Source organism: Rhodococcus sp. no. 34, assembly GCF_054589475.1.
Genome location: NZ_BAAILK010000047.1, coordinates 318920 through 341248 on the forward strand (window position 1 = coordinate 318920; position 22329 = coordinate 341248).

Sequence of the window (22329 nt, forward strand, 5' to 3'; positions counted from 1 at the left end):
ATTCAGCACAAGCAAATGTTCAGACCGTATATTCGGTAGCATTACTACTGTGTTGAATCTCGAAAGACTTCGCGCCCTGCACGCCGTCGCCGAGAACGGATCAGTGGCGGCTGCCGCCCGCACCTTGCATGTCACACCGTCCGGGATTTCGCAGCAGTTGAACAAACTCGAGCGAGAGGTCGGTGTTCCGCTCCTCGAACCGCAGGGCCGCGGTGTGCGACTCACAGAAGCGGGCCGAATCCTCGCGCGCCGAACCGCAGAGGTTCTCTCGACGCTCGCCCAGGCCGAGGCGGAAATCGCGTCGCTGCAGAGCGAGGTGACGGGCCGCGTACGTATCGGCGCCCTGGTCTCCCCCAGCAGGACGGTGCTGCCGCGAGCCATCGCCGAAATCAGGCATGCGCACCCGCAGCTCGAAATCACCTTCAACGAAGGCGAATCCGAAGAACTGCTCCCCGCACTGATTCGCCGCGACCTCGACGTCGTGGTGGTCGACAGTTGGAGCACTCTGCCCGTCGAACTTCCCGACGGACTCTCCTTCACGCCCGTGTACGACGACGTGGCGCTGCTCGCTCTCCCGGCGTCACATCCGCTGGCGGAGAACAAGGTCGTCGCGCTCAGCGAGCTGTCCGAGCATGCCTGGGCGACGTGGACACGGGGAACGGACTTTCACACCTTCACCGTCCGGACCCTGCGCGCGCAGGGGTTCGACCCACGAATCGAGTACGAGGTCGCCGAGTTTCCCACCCAGGTCGAATTCGTCGCTCAGGGCCTCGCCGTCGCATTGATTCCACGTCTGGCGAGAGTTGTACCACCGGAAGGTGTTCGAATGCTCGACACCCTTCCGCCGCTGGGCCGCGACATCTACCTCGCCTGGCGGACCGACAGCGAAAGACCTGCCGTCCTGGCGGCGATAGAAGCGCTACGCCGCCAGTTCGACGCCCTCTGTGACAAGAAGAATTAGAGCGGCATCAAGTTGTGCTTGCGCGGGTTCTTGAAGATCGTCTTGTCCTTGAGCAACTTCAGAGCCTTGCGGATTTCGAGACGCGTCTGCGAAGGCTCGATCACCGCGTCGATGTATCCGCGCTCAGCCGCGATGTACGGCGTCGCGACGAACTCGTTGTAGAAGTTGATCAACTGAGCACGCACCGCGGGTGCGTTCTCTCCCGCCTCGGCGAGCTGACGACGTCCCATGATGTTGACGGCACCCTCGGCGCCCATCACGGCGATACGAGCGGTCGGCCACGCGAGGTTGATGTCGGCACCGAGCTGCTTGCAACCCATGACGGCATAACCGCCGCCGTACGCCTTACGAACCACCACAGTCACCTTCGGCACAGTGGCTTCGATGTACGAGAACAGGAAACGCCCGCCGCGCTTGATGACGCCGACCTTTTCCTGATCGACGCCGGGAAGGAAGCCCGGTGTGTCGACGACGAAGACGAGCGGGATGTTGAAAGCGTCGCACAGACGCACGAAGTGGGCGGCCTTGTCGGAGCTGTCCGCGTCGAGGGCGCCGCTGAGGTACGTGGGCTGGTTGGCCACGACACCGACGGGCAGGCCGTCGACGCGGGAGAATCCGGTGATCACGTTGTGCGCGACCTGGGCTCCGATTTCGTGGAAAGTGCCGTCGTCGAAGATCCGCAGAATGATGTCGTGCATGTCGTAGCCGGCGTTGTCGGCATCCGGCATGAACGCATTGAGTTCGAGATCCGACTCGGTGATCTCGGGTTCGAGGCCCGGGTTGATCAGCGGCGCCTTCTCCTGGCATGACGACGGCATGAAGCTCAGGTACTCACGCACCCAGTCGAAGGCAGCCTTCTCGTCGGGAGCGACGTGATGGATGTTTCCGTACTCCGCCTGCTTGCGGGCTCCACCCAAGTCCTCGAGGCTGACCTCTTCGCCGGTGACCGACTTGATGACGTCGGGTCCGGTGACGAACATGTACGACTCTTCGGTCGCGACCACGACGTCCGTGTTGATCGGGGCGTACACGGCACCGCCGGCGCATTTACCGAGGATGACCGAGATCTGCGGGCACAGGCCGGACAACGGCTCCTGACGTGAACCCATGTTGGCGTACCAGGCCAACGAGGAAACGGCGTCCTGGATGCGAGCTCCACCGGAATCGTTGATACCGACGACCGGGCAGCCCACCTTCAGCGCAAAATCGTTGACAGCTGCGACCTTACGGCCGAACATCTCTCCGGCGGCACCGCCGAACACCGTCTGATCGTGCGCGAACACGGCTACCGGACGCCCGTCGACGGTTCCGTGACCGGTCATGACGCCGTCGCTGTACGGGTTGCCCTCGCCCGCCATCTTCACCAGGGCACCGATCTCGATGAAGCTACCGGGGTCGAGCAACATGTCGATGCGCTGGCGCGGCGTGCTGTGCCCTGCTGCATCGCGCTTGGCAATGGCCCGAGCCGAGCCGGGTTCCTTTGCCTTCTCCAACTTTTCGCGGAGTTCAGCGAGCTTCTCCGCGGTGGTTGTCGTCACTTCTGAACTCCGGTTTCCGCTGCTTTGGTCTGAGCTGTCTCGATCTGGGCCAGCTTGGTGGTGAGGTCTGCCGCAACCTTCGCGATGTACGGCTCGTCGACGATCTGCAGGTGGTCCCCTCCGATGTAGACGACCTCGAGGTTCTTCACGTAGTCACCCCAGCCACCATCCGCCTTGCGGGTCTTGAATGCAGGCTCGAGCGTCATCAGCTCGTCGTGGTACTTGTCAGCCATGTAGAGCACGACGTCGCCGTCGTAACTGCTGAACTCGGCCGTCTGGATGGCGCGATTGTCCAACCACGACGTCCGCTGATGCTCGATGATGCCGCCGGGAATCTTGGCGCCGCTCATCTTGATCATGTCCATCAAGATCTGGATCTGATCCTCGTCGGCTTCGGTGGAAGCCAGAACGTCAAGCGGCAGCGGCACATCCAGGTTGTAGGTGCGCTTGGCGAACTTGCCGTAGCGCTCCCAGCGCTTGCGTCGTTCCGCCTCGGTGTCCGGCACGACCTCGCCGGCCATGACGGTGTCGAGCAGCCCGACCACACGCACGTCGGCGCCCTGCTCGCGCAGCAACTTCGCGACCGCATACGACATCACGCCACCGAACGACCAGCCACACAGCACGTACGGCCCGTCGCCCTGGATCTCACGCAGCAGCGGAACGTAAGCAGCAGCACGGGTTTCGATCGAGCCCTCGACCCGCTCGAATCCGTACATCGGCGTGCCGGCGGGCAGGCGCTTGAGCAGAGGCTCGTACGTCACCGTCGAACCACCGGCAGCATGGAATACGAATACCGGTACGGCAGTGGAACCTTCGGGACGGGCACGCAGAGTACGTACGAGTCCGTCGATCTTGCCGTCGTCCTCGAGGTACTGGCGAACGACGTCCGCAAGCTCTTCGATGGTGGTGGAGTCGAGAACGTCGTCGAGAGTGATCTCGCCGCCGGCACGCTCGGAAAGCCGAGCAGCAAGCTTCTCGGCGACCTCGTCACCGACGATCGGCAGATCGTTGAAGATGCCCTTGGCCGACTTCCCGGTGACAACCGCCCACGTCGCAAACGTCAAGCGCTCGGCCGCATCTCGCGGCGGAACGTCCGAGCCTGCGTCGTCGGCAGTTCCGGCTCGAGAAGGATCGGAAGGCGCAGCTGCAACCGGAGCAGTGGTAGGTAGTTCCACTGCCACCTCGGCGGGAGCAACGTCCTCGTCAGCAGCGTCGGCCGCCAACTTCTCCGCGGCCTGCTTGTCGGCCATCGCCTGAACCTCTTCGCGATTGTCGATCGCGTAGCGCAGGTACTTGTTGACCTCGTTGAGGCTCGCGTCCTTGACTGCCTGGAGCTGGAGCTGCGGAATGTCGAACTCGTACTCGACGCGGTTCTTGATACGCATCGCCATGAGCGAGTCGAGACCCAGTTCGATGAGCGGAACCTCGGCCGGCAGATCCTCCGGCGAGTACCCCATCGACTCGGCTACCACGATCTTGAGGCGGTCGTCGAGGCTCTGCGAACCGTTCGGATCCCACTTGTCTCCGGCGTCTTCGACGACCTCGGCCAGGGATTCCATCGGCGCACTGGTCTTGACCGGCGCGCTGACGACCAGCTCGGGCAGCGGCTCACCCGACGTGACGACGGCGTCGAAGAGCAGACGGAACGTAGCGCCCTCACGAGCGTGCACCTGCACCGACGCTCCACCCGGATGCGGGTTGAGTGTCGTGGTCAGGGTCGCAGCGCCGGCCAGCTCACCATGGGGAACGGCAGCGGTGAGAGCGACATCCGAGAGCACCTGTCCGGCAGCAGCGCTCACGAGCACAGCCAGATCGGTGACGGCGGATGCGTCGACCTCCCACACGTGGCGACCGTCGGGCAGAGCGACGTGCGAACCGGGTACGCGAGCCGCACCGCCGGCACTGACGCGAATGTCGAGCCAATACGGCTTACGCAGGAATGCGGTACGCGGCACCGAAGCGAAATCGCCTGCGGGAAGCAGAGACTCGAGGTTCACGGCATGGCCGTGCACGTACAGCTGTGCGAGAGCGGCAAGAACACCCGCGGACTCGTCTTCCTTACGCTTGAGCGTCTGGATGAGCTCCATGTCGTGCAGGCCCGAATCGAAAGCGGTAGCCGCCACCGACATCAACGTCACCGGATTGGGTGCAAGCTCGACAAAAGTGGTGTGGCCGTGGGCAACTGCACCGCGTACCGCGTTGGTGAAGTACACGCTGTGGCGAAGACCCTTGACCCAGTACGCCTCTTGATGGATCGGCTCGTGACCGGGGCGGTAGAAGGTGTCCTTGTCGACGGACGAGTAGACGCCGAGCTTCAACGTGGTCGGCTCGATACCGGCCAACTCGGCGGCAAGCTCACCGAGCAGCGGATCTACCTGCGAAGTATGGCTGGCGCCCTTGGTCTGCAGGACACGCGCCATCTTGCCGTCGGCCTCGGCGGCCGCGACGATCGCCTCGATGTCCGGCTGTGGTCCACCGATCACCGTGTGCGTCGGAGCTGCGTAAACACAGACCTCGAGCTTGGGGTACGTGGGCAGTAGCGCCTCGATCTCGGATGCGCTGTACTCGAGCAGAGCCATCAGACGGATGTCGTCACCGACGAGTGCGCCCTCGGCCTCACCCATCAGCCGTGAACGTGAACAGATCACGCGGACAGCGTCTTCCAGGTTCAGGCCGCCGGAAACGTACGCGGCAGCGGCCTCACCCATCGAGTGCGGAACCACGGCTTCGGCCTCGGCGCCGTGGTGACGCAGCAACGCGGCCAGACCGACCTGGATGGTGAAGATTCCCACCTGGGCGGTCTCGACGTTGTACTCGATCGAATCGTCGAGGAACATCTCGACCATCGAGTAACCGGCCTCGTCCTGGATCAGCGCGTCGACCTCGTCGACGGCCGCCTTGAAGGCCGAGTTCTCCGTGTAGAGCTGCTTGGCCATCTTGCGGTGCTGCGAGCCGAAGCCCGAGAACACCCACACCGCGCCCTTGGGCGACGGCGAGTCGGCGGAGAAGACTCCTTGAGCAGGCTTGCCCGCGGCGACGGCACGCAGCGAGCTGATGGCCTCGGAGCGCGTCTTCGCCAGAACAGCGGCGCGCGAGCGTCCGTGGTTGCGACGCGCGAGTGTGCGGGCGACGTCGGCGAGGGGCGTCTTGCTTCCCTCTTCGGTTTCGAGCCAGTCGGCCAGGTCAGCGGCTGCGCGGCGACGACGCGACGGCAGCGCGCCGGACACGGCCAGCACAACGGTGCTCTCGTTCTCTGCTGCCGGTTCGTCGACCACCGGGGCATCCACAACCGGTTCATCGACTACCGTCTCGGCAGGCACGTATTCCTTGACCACGACGTGCGCGTTGGTTCCGCCGAAACCGAAACCGGAAACACCGGCGACAGCCTTGCCGGTGTAACGCGGCCAGTCGGTGGCCTCGGGCGTCACCTGCAGGTGCGACTTCTCGAAGTCGATGTGCGGGTTCGGGCCCAGGTAGTTGATCGTCGCGGGAATCTTGTTTTCCTGCATCGCCAAAACGACCTTGATCAGGCCGGCGGCGCCCGCAGCTGCTTCCAGGTGCCCGAAGTTGGTCTTCGCGCTACCGAGCAGTGCCGGCTTGTCTTCGTCACGACCACGACCGACGACACGACTGAGCGCGTCGGCCTCGATGGGATCACCGAGATCGGTACCCGTTCCGTGCGCCTCGATGTAGTCGACGGTGGTCGGCAAGATTCCGGCGTCGCGGTACGCGAAACGCAACACGTCGGCCTGGGCATCGGGATTGGGTGCGAGCAGACCGTTGGAACGGCCGTCCTGGTTGACCGCGGATCCGGCGATCACCGCGAGGATGGAATCTCCGTCACGCTCGGCGTCTTCGAGGCGCTTGAGCACGACGAGTCCGCCGCCCTCACTGCGAACGATTCCCTGAGCCTGAGCGGAGAAGGCACGCAGTTTTCCGTCGGGAGCGAGCATCCCGGTCTGATCGAAACCGAGGGTTCCGGGAGGGGCCAGCAGCATGTTGACGCCACCGGCCAGCGCGATGTTGGAGTCACCGCTGCGCAGCGAGCGCACAGCCTCGTGAACGGCAACCAGCGAAGACGAACACGCGGTGTCCAGAGCGATGGACGGTCCACGGAAGTCGAAGAAGTACGAGACCCGGTTCGCGACGATGGCAGTCGACGTTCCGGTCAACGCGTACGGATGCGCCGTCGTCGGATCACTGACCGCGAGCAGCTGGTAGTCGTTGGCGGAACTGCCGATGAAAACACCGACCTGCTTGCCCTTGAGCCCACTGGCCGGAATGCGAGCGTGCTCGAGTGCTTCCCACGCGAGTTCGAGTGCGAGGCGCTGCTGCGGATCGACGTTGACGACCTCGAGCGGAGACATCGCGAAGAACTCGGCGTCGAAGCCCTTGACGTCGTCGAGGTACCCGCCCTTGGTGTTCGCGTTCTCGACCGCGGCCTTGATGGCGGGATCCGACATGAACTCGGCCCAGCGGTCCTCGGGGAGGTCGCTGATGCCGTCGCGTCCGGCCGCCAGCATTTCCCACATGTCCGAAGGCGTGTGCCCGGCACCGGGGAATCGTGTGGACAGTCCGACGATGGCGATGTCGTGAGCGTCCGTCGTGCCGCCTGAGACGTAATACGAGGCGTCGACGGTCTCCTCCGGCGCCTCGGGCTCACCTTCGATGATCCGAGTAGCCAGCGAAGCGATGGTGGGGTGTTGATAGGCAACCGTGGCGGTCAGCGTGACGCCGAGCAGATCCTCGATGTCTCCGCTCAGAGCGACTGCGTCCCGCGAGGCGAGCCCGAACTCTTCCATCGGGCGATCGTCCGTGATCGACCCCGCCGGCTGACCGGTCGCGTTGGCGATCCAATTGCGAAGCCACTCACGCAGCTGCGCGACACTCATTTCGCTCACAACGTCTTTGCTCTGCGCACCATCTTGTTCAACCATCAACTCACCAAGCCACCGATCATGAAGGGACTGCTCCTCAAACGCTATCGGGGAATGCGGTCTGCTGATAGCCGCCTCGCAACGTTCCCTCGATATAGCTCGCCTTACACGCGCGGCGAGCGATCTTGCCGCTGGACGTACGCGGAATCGAGCCCGCGGGGACGAGCAGGATGTCTCGGGCCGTGACGCCGTGACGGGAAGAAATCGCCGCACGCACGGTGTCCGCGATCGGCTGCGGATCGGCCTTGCCTGCGCCGGGAGCACGCTCGGCCACGATGACCAACTGCTCCGAGGAATCGTCGTCGTCGAACTTCAGACCCGAGTGCGTGTTGGAGAACACGACGGACGGCAGCTGGTTGGCCGGTACGGCAAACGCAGCGATGAAGCCGGGGCGCAGAGCCGGGCTGGCTTCCTGAGCCGAAGCCTCGAGGTCCTGCGGGTAATGATTGCGACCGTCGACGATCACGAGGTCCTTGACGCGACCGGTGATGTACAGCTCGCCGTCGACGTAGACGCCGAAGTCGCCGGTACGCATCCAGTTGGCATCCGCCGGCGTGCCCTCGGTGTGGCTGTCTTCGCTCAACCGATTGTCCAGCTTGTTGTGGAAGGTCTCCGCCGTCTCGTCGGGGCGACCCCAGTAGCCGATACCGATGTTCTCGCCGTGCAACCAGATCTCGCCGACGTGATTGTCGGGGACCTCGGTCAGCGTCTCGGGATCGACGATCGCCGCCCACTGACTGCGCGAGACGTACCCACAGGAGACCTGTGCGATTGCGTTCTCGGAGTACTGGTCGACGATGACCATGCGTCCCTTGTTGAGTTCCGTGCGGTCGACGTAGATGACCTTGGCCTCGTCGGAATGCTTGGTCGAGGAGACGAAGAGCGTCGCCTCGGCCATGCCGTACGACGGCTTGATCGCAGTCTTGGGCAGACCGTACTGAGCAAAAGCGTCGTTGAACTTGCGCATCGACGACGTCGTGACCGGCTCACTGCCGTTGATCAGACCGATGACGTTGCTCAGGTCCAGGGTCTCGCCGTCCTTCGGCAGGCCACGCGCGGCAGCGTGCTCGAAAGCGAAGTTGGGAGCGGCAGCAAAGGTGCCGGCGCCGTCGGAAACCGCAGCAAGTTCCTTGATCCACCGGTACGGCCGCTGCACGAAAGCACGCGGGCTCATGATGGTGATGTACTTGCCGCCCAGAGCAGGCAGGATGACCGTCAGCAGGCCCATGTCGTGGAACAGCGGCAGCCACGTGACGCCGCGTGAGTCCTCGTTGAGTTCGATGGAGTCGACCATCTGGAGCGCATTCGTTCCGACAGCACGATGGGTGATCTCCACACCGGCGGGAACTCGGGTCGAACCCGAGGTGTACTGCAGGTACGCGATGTCGTCGAGTTCGATGTCGGGACGAACCCACGTTTCACCGACGGTATCGGGAATCGCGTCGACGGCGATGATGCGCGGACGCTCGGCAGCGGGAAGCGAGCGGAACAACTGGCGAACACCGGCCGCCGACGATGCGGCAGTCAGAATCGCAGTCGGCTTGCAGTCACCGAGAACAGCGTGAAGACGGTCGGTGTGACCGGGCTCGTCCGGATCGAAGAGCGGCACCGCGATGGAACCGGCCTGAATGGCCGCGAAGAACGAAATGACGTAGTCGAGTCCCTGCGGAGCAAGAATCGCGACGCGGTCGCCACGCTTGGTGACCTGCTGCAGACGGGCTGCAACAGCGCGCAGACGCACACCGAACTGCTCCCAGGTCAGCTCCAGGGCTTCACCGTCACGCTCGCGTGAGTAGTCGATGTACCGATACGCGAGCTCGTCCGCGTTGACACGCGAGTGTTGCTCGACGTAGTCGACCAGCGTGAAGCCTGGTTGCAGGCGGATCTGGCCCTTCTCGTCGAGAAAGCCATCGAACAGCGCGTTCATTCCATCTCCTCCGAAGCGATCACACAAGCACTGTCTTTCATGCCTGCGCCCCAGACTTCCTTCGCTCTCTCGGGTCCATCTTCGATCAATCGAATCGCACTTTGTGCGCAACTCACCTGAATCACTTCATCGATCCCAAACCATCGATATGTTACAGATTCGCATCGTCCGTATTCTCCGGCCTACTCGCCCGCCAGTAACGGGATGATCGGGGCGAACGCTTCCATCTGCGTCGGGAAGACCCCGACGTACGACATCGACGTCTTCTCGCGGACCAGTCGAATCTGGTCTGCGATTTCCTCGAAAGTGCCCACAGCCAGGTATGGAGAGTTCAACAGCTCCTCCACGCTCAGCTTACGATCCACTTCGATGTTCGGCGGAAAACCTTGGTCCAGAGCGGCGATTGCCATTTCGGCAGCCTGCTCTCGATCGTCGGTGATCATGATCATGGTGATGGTCCAGTTGAGTTCGATCTCATCGAAACGCTCGCCGGCAGCTTCGCGGATCCGCTCGACACGTTCGATGGTCTTTTCCATCGTGATTCCGGAGAGCAGAAGCCGCCCGTCACGGTTGGTGGGTGTGGCGACCGAGATGATGTCCGCGTACTTCGCCGCGAGAGCAAGCATCTTCGGGCCTCCGCCGCCCACGATGATCGGTGGCCGCGGGCCCTGCCGCGGTCGCGGGCTGCCCTTGAGGCCGCGCACCTGATAGTGCTTGCCTTCGAAAGTGCATTCCTGCCCGCGCAGCAGAACATCGAGAATCTGCAGAGACTCCTCGAGCTTCTCGATGCGAACGCCCGGACTTTCGTAGGCGATGCCGCCCTTGTCGAACTCTTCCTTCATCCAGCCCGCACCGATACCGAGTTCGAGTCGACCACCGGACAGCACGTCGATAGTCGCCGCGTCCTTCGCGAGCACAGCAGGATGACGGAAGCCGTTGGCCAACACGGCGGTGCCGAGACGAATCTTGTTGGTGGCCACCGCGAGCGCTCCGAGAGCGGCGATCGGGCCGACCTGATTACCCAGGTGATCCGGAATCATGAACGAGTCGTAGCCGAGTTCCTCGGCCTTCTGCGCGAGCTTGACGAAGCGTCGCGCACCACCCTCTTCGGCGTTGCCCTCGCCACCGGCCGCAAACCGAAATTTGCGTAGGGCATCGCTGCCGTGGGTGGAACTCATATATCGATCTCCTGTGATGGACACGTACGTCGTACTCGAACTACAAACTCGGACAAATCGAACCTACTCGCCAGTCACTTACGTGACAGCACTGTAGAGGAAGCCCCCGGACCGTGCAGCACTCTACCGGGACCAAACGAGCAGATTACCCGCGAGCGAACTCCCGAGACGCCCGATTGTGACGAATCAACAGTGCGGCGGTGACTCAACTGTGGGGCGGCGTCGGTGCAGCGTCGATCTTCTCCGCAGCCCACTGTGCCATCCATTGGGTGGCCGTCGTGCCGTTCGGATCGACTTGGAAGGAGTTGTACATCGCGTGCACAGGGTTGTTGTAGTACTCGAGCAGTCGCGGCGCCGAACTCAGCCAGTTGGTCGGGTTGAGAGCGGCTGCCGGCGCGTCGCAGATACCGTCGCTCGGCGCGCAGATCTGATAGGTCCGATCGTTGAGGTCACCGAACCCGCCGGGCCTCGGGCCGGTCATCGTGAGACCGGGCAGCTTCAGCCCGTTCAGCGACAGCTCGGCGCCGACACCGGCAACGCTCGGGCCAACGGTGTTCCCGAACGCCGGATCGCGCCGACCGTCGGCGATCAAGCCGACGCCCAGAACCAGATCGGCAGGCACCGCGCCGGTACCGTCGCCGATACTCGCGGCGACGTCACCCGCGATCACCGCGCCCTGGGAAAATCCGGTCAGGACGTAACTCGTGAGCGGGCACTCGGCGTGCCGCTTCATCAGAAAGTCGTTAGTGGCAGCAGTTCCCGCGGCCCGACTGTTGTTGTAGGACTGCTGTCCGTCCGGCGGGATCGCAACCGGATTCGAAAACTGTGCGACATACGGAACGGTGTAGACGTCGGCCCGTGAAGTATCGAACTTCTCCTGCAGAGGACGGGTCACGTTCAGCATCAACGACGCCGGATTGGCCGTCGGGTTGTACGGGTCGTCGGTAGCGCTCGACTCCCACGTACCCGGTATGGCTACTACCTGGACATCGGGGCAACTGGCCGGCTGAGACACCGGAGGCTCCGGGCTCGGCGGGATCGGAGTCGGCGAAGGCACCCGCCCGGCCAGGATGTACCAACCGCCGATCACGACCGCTGCGACCACAAGAATGATCAGCAGCGGGATCAGGCACCCACGACGCTTTCCAGACCTCGCCATGACCCGCGCCTACTTGCAGTAGGTGGCGTTGGCGACGTCGATGTAGATCTGAGCGTTCGCACCTGCCTGCTCGGGAGTGATCTGCTTGCCTTCCGCCGACGCTTCCTGGCCGACGAAGGCGGTCACGAAGGTCAGGACCTCGTCGTCGGTCTGAGGACCGGCAGCGCAGATGTAATTGGCCGTGTTGACGGCGATACTTCCGTCACCGGCTGGGGTGATGCCCTTCGCCTTCAGTCCGTCGAGGAACTTCTGTGCCTCGGGACTGACCTCGACGACTGTGGGACCCGGGAAGCCCTCGATGCTCTGCGGCTGCTCCGGCGGCGCGGTGGCCGCGGCTCCCGGGCTGGTGGGCGCAGCCGACGCCGTCGTGGTCGCAGAGGCGGACGCAGATGCCGAACCGCTCGAGGACGAAGCCGCCGCGGACGTCGTGGTGACCGGATTGGAGGTTGCAGTGGAGTCGTCACTACCGCACGCGACAAGCGCGCCACCGGTGGCGAGCGCCAGGGCGCCGACCGCGATCGCGCGTGCACAAGTGTTTCGGTTACCCGAGAAAAGCGACATCAATGTCCGTCCTTGCCTTCAGTCGAAAGTCCATCAACAGGTTACGCAACGCACGCGGGCGGGCACCGATCCGTGATCGGGCCCGCCCGTCGTGCACCACTGTGAGTTAGTGAACTTCTGTCTTGTCACCGATCACCGTGATGTAGCCGAACTGGAAGTTCTGCTGGACACCACCGGGAATGTCGAACTTGTCACTGATCGGGAATCCGAGTCGTCCACCTTCGTATCCGACGCTCTTCCAACCGTCGAACAGCGGACCGTTCTCGACGGACCATGCACCGGTGCCGGGGCTCCAGTAGATGTTGCCGCCCTCGAACTCGGTGAAGCGTCCGTTGTCCTTGATCGGAACCTCGTTCGACTTCGGGAATCCGAGCCAGCCGTTTTCCCAGCCGAGTTCGCCGTACTTGCCCATGATCATTCCGAGAACCGCGTGAGTTCCGTTGGCGCTGCTGTACATTGCGCCGATCTCGAATCCCTGGACCTTGCCCGGCTTGCCGGGGGTCGCGATCTCGTCGGCAGTCGGGTAGCCGAGCGGGCCACCTTCCCAACCCTGTGCGGACCACTCGGCGAGGATGTCGCCGCTGACGGGGTGAGCGCCGGTCTGCGGGGTCCAGTAGATGGAGCCGTTCTGGAAGTGGTTGAAGCGTCCGCGTCCGTCGGGGGTACCGAGTTCGGGGGTACGCGGGAAGCCGAGCGGGCCGGCCGCTGCTCCGGTGTTCATGTACGCGCCGGCGATACGACCGGCGACGGGCTGGGCGCCCGTTCCACTGGTGAAGTAGATGCGACCGTTGCGGAAGTCCTGTGCCAGGCCACCCGCGACGCTGTACTCGGGGGTGATGCAGTCACCGATCCAGCCGTTGGCTGCGGCCGTCGCACCGATCTCACCCGAAGTGCCGCAAGCCGGCTTCTCGACCTCGACGCCGATGGCGTTGGCCAACTGCGGCCACAGCTGATGAAGCTCGAACTGCCAGTACGGCCACGAGTGGGTTCCGGACGGGCGGTAGTTGACCTGCGCGGGGATTCCGAGCTGGTTGAGCTTGGTCGCGAAGGTCTGCGAGGTCAGGCGAGCGAGGATCTCGAGGCCCATGCCTGCGTAGTTGGTGCTTACGCCGGGAATTCCCGACGGCTGGTCGTACGGGCCGGTCGTACCGCTACCACTCGAGACGTACAGGCTGACGCCCTTGAGCTTCTCGGCGAGCGCGTACGGATCGTGTGCAGCCCACTGCGGGTTGGACGGCGGTCCCCACATCGCGGCGGAGTTGTATCCACCGGCGTCGGTCATCGCGAACTGGATTGCCTGAGGCATGCCGAGCGAGGTGGTGGTGAGGATGCCGGAGAGCGAAGCGGCGAACTTGAAGAAGCCGGGGTTGCGCGCCGTGAGGAACATGGCGGACGTGCCGCCCATCGACAGTCCGACGACACCGCGTGTCTGCGTGGTCCGCCAGTCCTTTTCGAGGATGGGGGGCAGTTCCTTGGTCAGGAACGTCTCCCACTGGTAGTTCTTGCCGTTGTCGGGCTGGAGCCAGTCGGAGTAGAAGCTGGACTGACCGCCGACCGGGAGGATGACGTTGACGTTCTTGTCCGCGTAGAAGGACTCGGCGTCGGTCTCGTAGGTCCAGGCGTTCTCGTTGTCGGTCGCGCGAAGACCGTCGAGCATCCAGACCGAGGGGAAGCTGGCCGACGGATTGACGTTCCAATCGCGGGCCAAGAGGATCTGCACCTGAATCGGGGTGCCCATCGCGGGAGAGTTCACCCACAGCGCGACGCGACGCTCGCTGAGCCAGTCGACCTTCGTGACCGCTGCTCCGGTGGGGTTCTGGGTGGCGGCCGGTGCGGCCTGAGCAGGTGCCGGCGCGGCTGCCGCGGTTCCGGCCGTCGTCAAGCCCGCGGCGATCGGCAGAACCAGCATCGCTGCCAGTGCGCCGACGACCTTTGTCCGGAAGGTTGCCCGGGACCGGCGACGGTCCTCCGTGGCAAGGCCTACTCGCATGAGCTCACTCTCTTTCCTTACGTTCGGTCCGCGCGTCGATCGTGTGGCCGCCTGAGCAGCCAGACCCCCGTTGAAACTATTTCTACACGCAAACGATCCCCGCTTGGGGTAGCCGCGCTGTTACTGGTGGTGCAATTGTTACTGACATCGGGCGCTTGTGCAGCACCTGAATACACAAGTGCCGTCCCGGTTCTCCTTCGAGGAGTCCGGAACGGCACTGGTGAAGTGACTAGGTCACGGGATCGCGCACGATCACCAAGCGTTCATGGTGTCGAGGATCTGGCCGCGAGCCTTCCACAGCTCTGCCGACCAGTACGGCCACGAGTGCGTGCCGTTGGACGGGAAGCTGTAGGTGGCCGGGATACCCAGCGAGTTCATGCGGATCTGGAATGCACGGGTGTTGACCAGGGCGAGAGCCTCGAGGCCCATGCCGTTAGCCGTGTTGTAGTAGTCGATCGGTGCGCGCGGGTGGTCGTATTCACCAGGCAGGCCGCTTGCCGACGAGATGTACATCGACAGGCCCTGCAGACGCGGCGCGAAGACGAACGGGTCGTTGCGCAGCCAGGACGGGCTCCACGGCGGTCCCCACATGGAGTCGACGTTGAAGCGACCGGCATCGAGCATTGCGACGCGGATTGCCTCGCGCATGCCCGGAGCCGAGATGTTCAGGTAGCCCGACAGCGAGCCGGCGAACTTGAACTGGTCACGGTGGTAAGCAGCCAGCGTCAGAGCAGCGCTGCCACCCATCGAGAGGCCGAGGACCGCGTTGTTGGTGGGCGAGACGCCGTAGTTCGCGAGGAAGTTGGGCAGTTCTTCGGTGAGGAAGGTTTCCCACTTGTACGTGATCTGCTGGCCGTTGAAGTTCGACGGTGCATACCAGTCGCTGTAGAAGCTGGACTCGCCGCCGACGGGCATCACGAGGGTGATGTTGTCGTTGCGGTACTGGTCCATCGCATTGGTCTCGAAGCTCCACGCGTTGGCGTCGTTACGCGCACGCAGGCCGTCGAGGAGGTAAAGGGCAGCGTTTCCGCCGCGAGCGGCCCACTGGACCTGGACCTTGATGTTGCCCATCGAGGAGGGCACCCACAGCTCGTCGTATCCGCCGGAGGGGGCGGTGTGGCTGGGAGCAGTGTGCGCAGGCGCAGCAGAGGCGACAGCACTACCGGCAACTCCTGCAGCAAGGGGGAGCACAAGTGCTGCGGCACCGATGGCCAACGCTCGGTGCTTGAGGCGCTGGGTCAGCCTCTTTCTGGCAAAACGCATGGATACTGCTCTCTCTCTTCGTCTGCGGAACCCACTCGGTGGAGTGGTTCCGGCGGATTCCGTCGGGGAACAGGCTTTTCTGCCAGCCCGAACGAGTTCGGGTCGGCAGCGGACCTCTTCCAAGTCACACTGCGCTCGCTGGACTTTATGTCACAGGTTCAGCTGTGACAAATAGGTGGACCGTTACGTCCCAATCCGCGAGCAACACCGTCATCACCCCTCGGGGGTGATTCAGGTTAGGTGAATCGTCTTCGAGTACATCGTGGCCAATCAATTCGGTGTTACTGAATCGAAATATTCAAACCCTCAACAGTCGGTGATGCTGATCACATCACCTGGGTGACTCCGGTGGAACGAGACCGCAGCGTTCCAATTCGTAGGCCGGAACCCGGTCGAATCGGTACTTCGCGAAGTCGAATGCCTGCTGGAAGTTCTGTTTGAATCTGGCCCAGGTCAGCTCGGAGCGGTACGACGTGAGCAACTCCTGCGTTTCCGGGCAGGTGATGGCCAGCTTTGCGTCCGCAACCCAGTCTTCGTCGAGGAAGAACGGCAGCCACGGTCGAACGTCGATCATTCCCGTGTCCGCGACCACCCAGTCCGGATAGAGATTCTTGTCGTGCCCGATCCGGCCGTCCTCGAGTCGCTCGGTGTGAGCTGCCAGGGGGTACGCCAGCCCCATCTGATCGAGCACCCGAACGTCGAGGCCGACGTTCATGCTCGTCATTCCGAGGTTGAGGAAGAAGACGACGTGCTCGGCCGGCTCTTCGATCGGTCCGGGTGGTGGGACGACGAACCAGGAGTCGTAGCTCGCGGACGGCAGCAGCAGCCCACCCTCCGGAGTCCGCGCGATGGTCTCGACCATGGCACGCATTCGCGGATAGTCGAGGTAGTCCTCGGCCAGGATCGGATGCTTGTGACCGGTGTTGAGTGCGTAGAACGCTCGCTCGTCGACGATTCCCGAGCGACCCACCACGGATCCTTCGGGCATACCCGTCGTGTTCGCGGCGAAGAAGGCCCAGATGATCGTGCCGATCCACAGCACCGCCGAGACTCCGAAGATCGCGGTGTCGCGATTACTTCCGAACGCTGCCCGCGCCGGCACCCGCAACGGAATGACCGCCACCGGGATGAGCAGGCAGAACAGCACCGGCAACAGGACGCGGCCGTGCATGAAGTCGCCGCCGACGCGCAGAGAGTAGATCCCGAGGATCAGCCCACTGCCGAGAATGAAGGTGACAATCGCCCGCGGCGTGCGCAGAAACTGCTGAAAGCGCTGCCACAGCGGGCGTGCGGGTTGATCTGCGGTAGCGGTAGGTGTGTCCGCTCGGCTTCGCCACACGAGCAGCAGCGCACCGATGAGCAGGAACAGCAACGGCAACCAGAGCAGGTACGGCCCGACCAGGTTCCACAGGTACGCAAAACCCTGCGCCCACTTCGCGCCACCGGCGTCCTTCGACACCGCGGTGTTCGGGTACGGCAAGGCGTAATAGCCCATTCGCCAGATCTGATAGGCCACCGGGACAAGTCCGGCGACGACGACGATCAGTGTGCGAATCTTCCAGGTCAGGCCTGCGGAGAGAACGATCATCATCAACGCGGCAGCACCGGGAATCGCCATCTCGGGTCGAACCAGTGGTCCGAGTCCGGCCACGAACGAGAGAGTCAGGATCGACGCCGTGGACGGCGTCGACGCCTGCGCCCACCGAACGAGCAGTACCCACAGGAGCGCGATCCAGAAGATCACCAAGCATGTCTCGAGCCCGGAAGTGGCGAAATCTCGCGCAGGCGGAACCGCGATGTAGACGAGAACACCCGCCGGTACCAGCAGGATCGTTCCGCCCGCCGACGGCCGAACGCCGCGGTACAGACGACCGGTGCCGAGCATCGCCAACACGACGGCAGCAGTCGAGAGTACGAGCGCGATCGTCAGAACAACGTATTCGAGACGGATCTGCGTGAGCCAACTGAACGCGTAGACGATGTACGTCCACGCGGTACTCGTGTTCGCCTCGACACGCTCACCCGCGTTGAAGACCGGGCCGTTCCCCGCGAGCAGGTTGCGGACGGTTCGCAAGACGATGAGTCCGTCGTCGGCGATCCAGCGACGCTCCCACGCACCCCAGAACATGAGGGCAGCAGCAAGCACCACCCCGCCGAGAAAAACTCCTCGACTGAGGGTGGTGCGATTCGCCGCAGTGTCGACGTGCGGGTCGGCCTCGGTGCGTGGCTCAGACGAGGTAGACAGCGACACCCACTACTCCGATCCACGCAATCGCGAGGAGTTGCAGCACCCGGTCACCGAGCGCGATCTCCTCAGGCTCTCCGGCTTCGCCGCCGTCGACGTCCACCGCGTATCGCAGCACCGCGATGGTGAACGGCACCATCGAGATGGCGTACCAGTTGGTGCCCTTGATGGCGTCCTGTTGGAACGCCCACAGTCCGTAGCAGAGGACCAGCGTCGTCGCTGCCATCGTCCACACGAAACGCAGGTACGTCATCGTGTAGCTCTCGAGGGACTTACGGATCTTCGCGCCGGTCTTCTCGGCCAACTGCAGTTCGGCGTAGCGCTTGCCTGCCGCCATGAAGAGTGAGCCGAACGCCATCATCAGCAGGAACCACTGCGAGAGATCGATCTCGGCGGCAACGCCACCGGCGATCGCTCGAAGCAGGAAGCCGGACGAGACGATGCAGATGTCGATGACGGCCTGATGCTTGAGACCGAAGCAGTAGGCGAGCTGGATGACGATGTACACGCCCATGACCACGGCGAGTTGCCAGTTGGCCAGGAAGGACAGCCCGATCGCACCGGCAAGCAGCACGACTGCCATGCCGTACGCGATGTTGACGGGTAGAACTCCGGCCGCGATGGGACGGAATCGCTTCGTGGGGTGAGCACGGTCGGCTTCGACATCCATCGCGTCGTTGACGAGGTAGATGCCCGATGCCGCCATGCAGAACACGACGAACGCCAGCGCGACGGGCAGGAGCACGTCGGCTTCGGTGGCGGTTCCGGCCGCGATGGGCGCTGCCAGCACAAGGACGTTCTTGACCCACTGACGTGGGCGAAGCGCCTTGACGATGCCGGCGGGCAGGGACTTCGGGGGTCCGCTGACCGTAGCCGGTTCCTCGCTCATTTATCTCCACATTTCTGTTCGGCTCTGGCTTCTTCGACCCGGCGAACTACCGCCGCGGATGCGGCTCCCAGTGCCGCTCCGGCGAGTACGTCGGTCGGGTAGTGAACTCCCAGGACCAGACGCGAGAGCATCATCGGGGGCACCAGCAACGCCGGTAAGGGTAGCCCGGTGAGTCGACCGATCAGCACAGCCGCCGCCGTCGTCGACGTCGCGTGTGACGACGGGAAGCTGAGCTTGCTCGGTGTCGAGACGTTGACCTGCACCGAAGGGTCGGAAGGTCGCTTGCGCCTGACGACTCGTTTGATCACCACGGAGGCGGCGTGTGCACCGAATGCTCCGACGGCTGCTCCGGCCCATTCCCGTCGACGCGGCTTGTCCACAGCAGCTCCGACGGCAGCGATCGCGATCCACCCGAGGGAGTGCTCACCGAAGTGAGACATACCGCGGGCGACCTTGACGGCTCCCGGCAGCTGCCCGACGGTCGACTGAATCCCGGCCAGAATCTGTACTTCAGGAGATGCCGAAGACACGTTCCCACCTTTCCGTGCTGGTCAGTGAAGGAACGGCGTCCTGGTACTGCTTCTTGAGCTCGGGGAAACGGGCGGCGAGTTCGCGGCGCAACCGTGTTGCTTCCTTGAGCAGTTCGAGCGCGAGTTTCGGGTTTCGCTTGCGGTAGACGACGCCGCGACCGTCGGCCGTGGTGACGGTGACGCCGTCGACCTGCGAGAGCAGGAACCAACGGGCGTCGATGGTCGGAACATTGAGCTGAGGGCGCTCGAGGTGTTCCGGCTTGGCCGGCTTCACGTTGTGCACTCCGGCCCTGAGGACCCGGGTGATCTTCGCGACGGTCGACAGCGGCAGGCTCACGTCTCCGACATCCGCACCGGAGGGCAGCGGCAACGCAGTCGACGACGGCAGTACGACGGCGTCGGAGAATTCCTTGCGCTGGGCGTGGACCTCACCGAGTGCCGTCGGCAGCATGTTCGCGACGTGCTCGGGTCCGGCGAGGAAGTCCGCGATGGCCTTGTTCTGGATCGCGACGGTGGAGTACTCGAGGCACAGCAGGTGCTTGAGCGTTGCCTTCACCGTGTTGACCACGAGGCCACGGCCGTTGCCCGGCATGTGGAGCGCGGCCACCACCAGACGGTTACGGAGGTGGAAGTACGCCTGCCAGTCGATGGCGTCGTCCTTGTCGCTCCACGCCATGTGCCAGATCGCGGCACCGGGCAGCGTGACGGTCGGGTATCCGGCTTTCTTTGCGCGCAAACCGTATTCGCAGTCGTCCCACTTGATGAAGAGCGGTAGTGGCTGCTTGATTTCTTCGGCGACCTGGCGCGGGATCATGCACATCCACCAGCCGTTGAAGTCGACGTCGATGCGGCGGTGCAGGAGTTTCGATTCGCGCAGCGGCTTCTTCGAGAAATCGTGGTCGTATTCGACGTTCGGTGCCGCGGTCCACATGAAGATGCCGCGGTCGACCACTTCACCCATCACGTGGAGGTGGCTTCGTTCCTGCAGGTTGAGCATCTGCCCACCCACCAGCATCGGCGACTTCGCGAAACGCGAGAACGAAAGCGCACGCAGAATCGAGTCCGGTTCGATCTCGATGTCATCGTCCATGAACAGGATGTGCTGGCACTGCGTCGTCTTGAGTGCCTCGTACATGATTCGGCTGTATCCGCCCGAGCCGCCGAGGTTGCCCTGATCGTGAATGGCGAGCCGATCACCGAGCGCTGCAGCAGCTTCGGCGAATCCGGGTTCGTCACGCACCTTGCGGGTGCCCTGATCCGGCATGATGACGGCCTTGATCACGTCCGACACCAGCGGATCCGAAGCCAGTGCAGCAAGCGCCTTGACCGCGTCGGTCGGACGGTTGAACGTCGGAATACCAACGGCGACAGTCGCTTCGCCGGGAGCCTCGACGGGCGCGTACCAGCCGCCGCTCTCGACGACCACTGCCGTATCGGTGGTGATGTCGAACCAGATCCAGCCACCGTCCTCGAACGGCGCCAGTTCCACCTCGAACTCGACCGCGGCATCGCCGTCGGCAAATTCCTTGCCTTCCACGTGAATTCGCGAGGAATCGGCCTTGGAACGGTAGATGTCGACGCGGCCGTGGCCGGACAGCTCGAGACGAAGGACCACCGATTTCAGGATGGACCATCGACGCCAGTAGCTGGCAGGGAACGCGTTGAAGTACGTGGCGAACGAGACCTCGGTCTCGGCGCCGAGCGCTACCGACGTGCGCGAGGTCGAGTGCGCCCGCCGACTGTTGGACCAGGACTCTTCCAAGTACAACGTGCGGACGTCGAGCGGCTCACCGGCGCGGGGCAGGATGATCCGCTGAAGCAGGGACTTGCCGAGGTAGGTCACCTCGTCGCCGCTGACGGCATCTTCGCCTTCGAGTAGATGACGTGCGTTCATTCGCTCTCCCCTGCCAATTCCGCACCCGTTTCGAGATGCGGGCGCAGGGTGTTCTCGAACATCGTCAGCGCGCTGGCGATCGCCATGTGCATGTCCAGGTACTGGTAGGTACCGAGACGCCCACCGAAGAGGACCTTGTTCTCCGCGGTCTCCTTCTTGGCGCGTGAGCGGTACGCGGAGAGCTTCTCGCGATCCTCTGGAGTGTTGATCGGGTAGTACGGCTCGTCCTTCGCCTCCGCGGCACGTGAGAACTCACGCATGATGACGGTCTTGTCGGTCGGGTACTCGCGCTCCGGATGGAAGTGACGGAACTCGTGGATACGGGTGAACGGCACGTCGGCGTCGTTGTAGTTCATGACCGGGGTGCCCTGGAAGTCTCCGGTGGGCAAAACCTCGGTCTCGAAATCGAGGGTGCGCCATCCCAGTGCACCTTCGGAGTAGTCGAAGTAGCGGTCGAGCGGGCCCGTGTAGATGACAGGGGCGTCGGGGCTGGCGGTGCGCAGTTCGTCGCGGACGTCGAAGTAATCGGTGTCGAGGCGGACCTCGATCTTCGGATCCTTCGCCATGTTCTCGAGCCACGCCGTGTAGCCGTCGACAGGCAGGCCCTCGTACGTGTCGTTGAAGTAGCGGTTGTCGAAGTTGTAGCGGACCGGCAGGCGGCTGATGTTCGCCGCGGGCAACTCGGTGGGGTCGGTCTGCCACTGCTTAGCCGTGTAGTCACGCACGAATGCTTCGTAGAGCGGGCGCCCGATCAGGGAGATCGCCTTCTCTTCGAGATTGGAGGCGTCCTTCGAATCGATCTCGCTGGACTGTTCGGCGATGAGGGCGCGTGCTTCTTCGGGAGTGAAGTACCGACCGAAGAACTGCGACACGAGACCGAGTCCCATCGGGAACTGATACGCCTGTCCCTTGTGCAGCGCGAAGACACGGTGCTGGTAGTTCGTGAACTCCGTGAACTGGGTGACGTAGTCCCAGACCTTCTTGTTGGAGGTGTGGAACAGGTGGGCACCGTACTTGTGGACCTCGATGCCGGTCTCCGGCTCTGCCTCCGAGTATGCGTTCCCCCCCAGGTGGTGACGGCGATCCAACACCAGCACGCGCTTACCCAGCTGGGTAGCGGCACGCTCGGCGATGGTCAGCCCGAAGAATCCCGAACCGACGACGATCAGGTCGTACTGGGCACGGGCGGTCTCTGAATTTGCAGCGGTCACGATGAACCAGGGTATCGGACCTGTTCGGACGCCGAGGGTTGGA

Annotated in this window: 14 protein-coding genes; 1 reads left to right on the forward strand and 13 read right to left on the reverse strand. The window is 63.6% G+C overall.

Going from position 1 to position 22329, the window contains the following annotated elements; all coding sequences use genetic code 11:
- Window positions 1-49: 49 nt before the first annotated feature.
- Complete coding sequence (locus ACYP01_RS27235; RefSeq protein WP_459683148.1) at window positions 50-961, forward strand: LysR family transcriptional regulator; 912 nt, start codon at window positions 50-52, stop codon at window positions 959-961.
- Here ACYP01_RS27235 and ACYP01_RS27240 read toward each other — a convergent pair.
- The 13 genes from ACYP01_RS27240 to glf all read right to left on the reverse strand — a co-directional run bounded on the left by ACYP01_RS27240 (window position 958) and on the right by glf (window position 22286).
- Window positions 958-2499 (reverse strand): acyl-CoA carboxylase subunit beta, encoded by a 1542-nt coding sequence (locus tag ACYP01_RS27240; RefSeq protein ID WP_099696817.1) that lies wholly within the window; start codon window positions 2497-2499, stop codon window positions 958-960. The genes ACYP01_RS27235 and ACYP01_RS27240 overlap by 4 nt on opposite strands.
- A complete protein-coding gene (pks13, locus tag ACYP01_RS27245; RefSeq protein WP_459683150.1) occupies window positions 2496-7439 on the reverse strand; it encodes a polyketide synthase Pks13 in 4944 nt (1647 codons plus the stop codon). Before pks13 ends, ACYP01_RS27240 begins: the two co-directional genes overlap by 4 nt.
- Window positions 7440-7476: 37 nt before the next feature.
- Window positions 7477-9366, reverse strand: a complete 1890-nt coding sequence (fadD32, locus tag ACYP01_RS27250) for a long-chain-fatty-acid--AMP ligase FadD32 (protein WP_003943899.1) — start codon at window positions 9364-9366, stop codon at window positions 7477-7479.
- Between the two features lie 182 nt (window positions 9367-9548).
- A complete protein-coding gene (locus ACYP01_RS27255) occupies window positions 9549-10544 on the reverse strand; it encodes an LLM class F420-dependent oxidoreductase (RefSeq protein ID WP_459683153.1) in 996 nt (331 codons plus the stop codon).
- A 205-nt stretch (window positions 10545-10749) separates the two neighbouring features.
- Entirely contained in the window at window positions 10750-11703 is a 954-nt protein-coding gene (locus tag ACYP01_RS27260) for a cutinase family protein (RefSeq protein ID WP_003943848.1), read from the reverse strand.
- Between the two features lie 9 nt (window positions 11704-11712).
- Window positions 11713-12264, reverse strand: a complete 552-nt coding sequence (locus tag ACYP01_RS27265; protein WP_003943980.1) for a DUF732 domain-containing protein — start codon at window positions 12262-12264, stop codon at window positions 11713-11715.
- 106 nt (window positions 12265-12370) lie between these two features.
- Window positions 12371-14254 carry an alpha/beta hydrolase-fold protein gene (locus tag ACYP01_RS27270; protein WP_003943922.1) on the reverse strand — a complete coding sequence of 628 codons (1884 nt, stop codon included), beginning with the start codon at window positions 14252-14254 and terminating at the stop codon, window positions 12371-12373.
- Between the two features lie 252 nt (window positions 14255-14506).
- On the reverse strand, window positions 14507-15517 hold the full coding sequence (locus ACYP01_RS27275; protein ID WP_007731818.1) for an alpha/beta hydrolase: 1011 nt from the start codon (window positions 15515-15517) through the stop codon (window positions 14507-14509).
- Between the two features lie 331 nt (window positions 15518-15848).
- Complete coding sequence (gene zomB, locus ACYP01_RS27280) at window positions 15849-17768, reverse strand: flagellar motor control protein ZomB (protein WP_063315260.1); 1920 nt, start codon at window positions 17766-17768, stop codon at window positions 15849-15851.
- Window positions 17746-18651, reverse strand: a complete 906-nt coding sequence (locus ACYP01_RS27285; RefSeq protein WP_003943808.1) for a decaprenyl-phosphate phosphoribosyltransferase — start codon at window positions 18649-18651, stop codon at window positions 17746-17748. The genes zomB and ACYP01_RS27285 overlap by 23 nt, the downstream gene beginning before the upstream one ends.
- On the reverse strand, window positions 18648-19181 hold the full coding sequence (locus tag ACYP01_RS27290) for a phosphatase PAP2 family protein (protein ID WP_003943893.1): 534 nt from the start codon (window positions 19179-19181) through the stop codon (window positions 18648-18650). Before ACYP01_RS27290 ends, ACYP01_RS27285 begins: the two co-directional genes overlap by 4 nt.
- Window positions 19162-21075, reverse strand: a complete 1914-nt coding sequence (locus tag ACYP01_RS27295; protein ID WP_007731821.1) for a glycosyltransferase — start codon at window positions 21073-21075, stop codon at window positions 19162-19164. Before ACYP01_RS27295 ends, ACYP01_RS27290 begins: the two co-directional genes overlap by 20 nt.
- Window positions 21072-22286 carry a UDP-galactopyranose mutase gene (glf, locus tag ACYP01_RS27300; protein WP_007731822.1) on the reverse strand — a complete coding sequence of 405 codons (1215 nt, stop codon included), beginning with the start codon at window positions 22284-22286 and terminating at the stop codon, window positions 21072-21074. Before glf ends, ACYP01_RS27295 begins: the two co-directional genes overlap by 4 nt.
- Window positions 22287-22329: the final 43 nt, after the last annotated feature.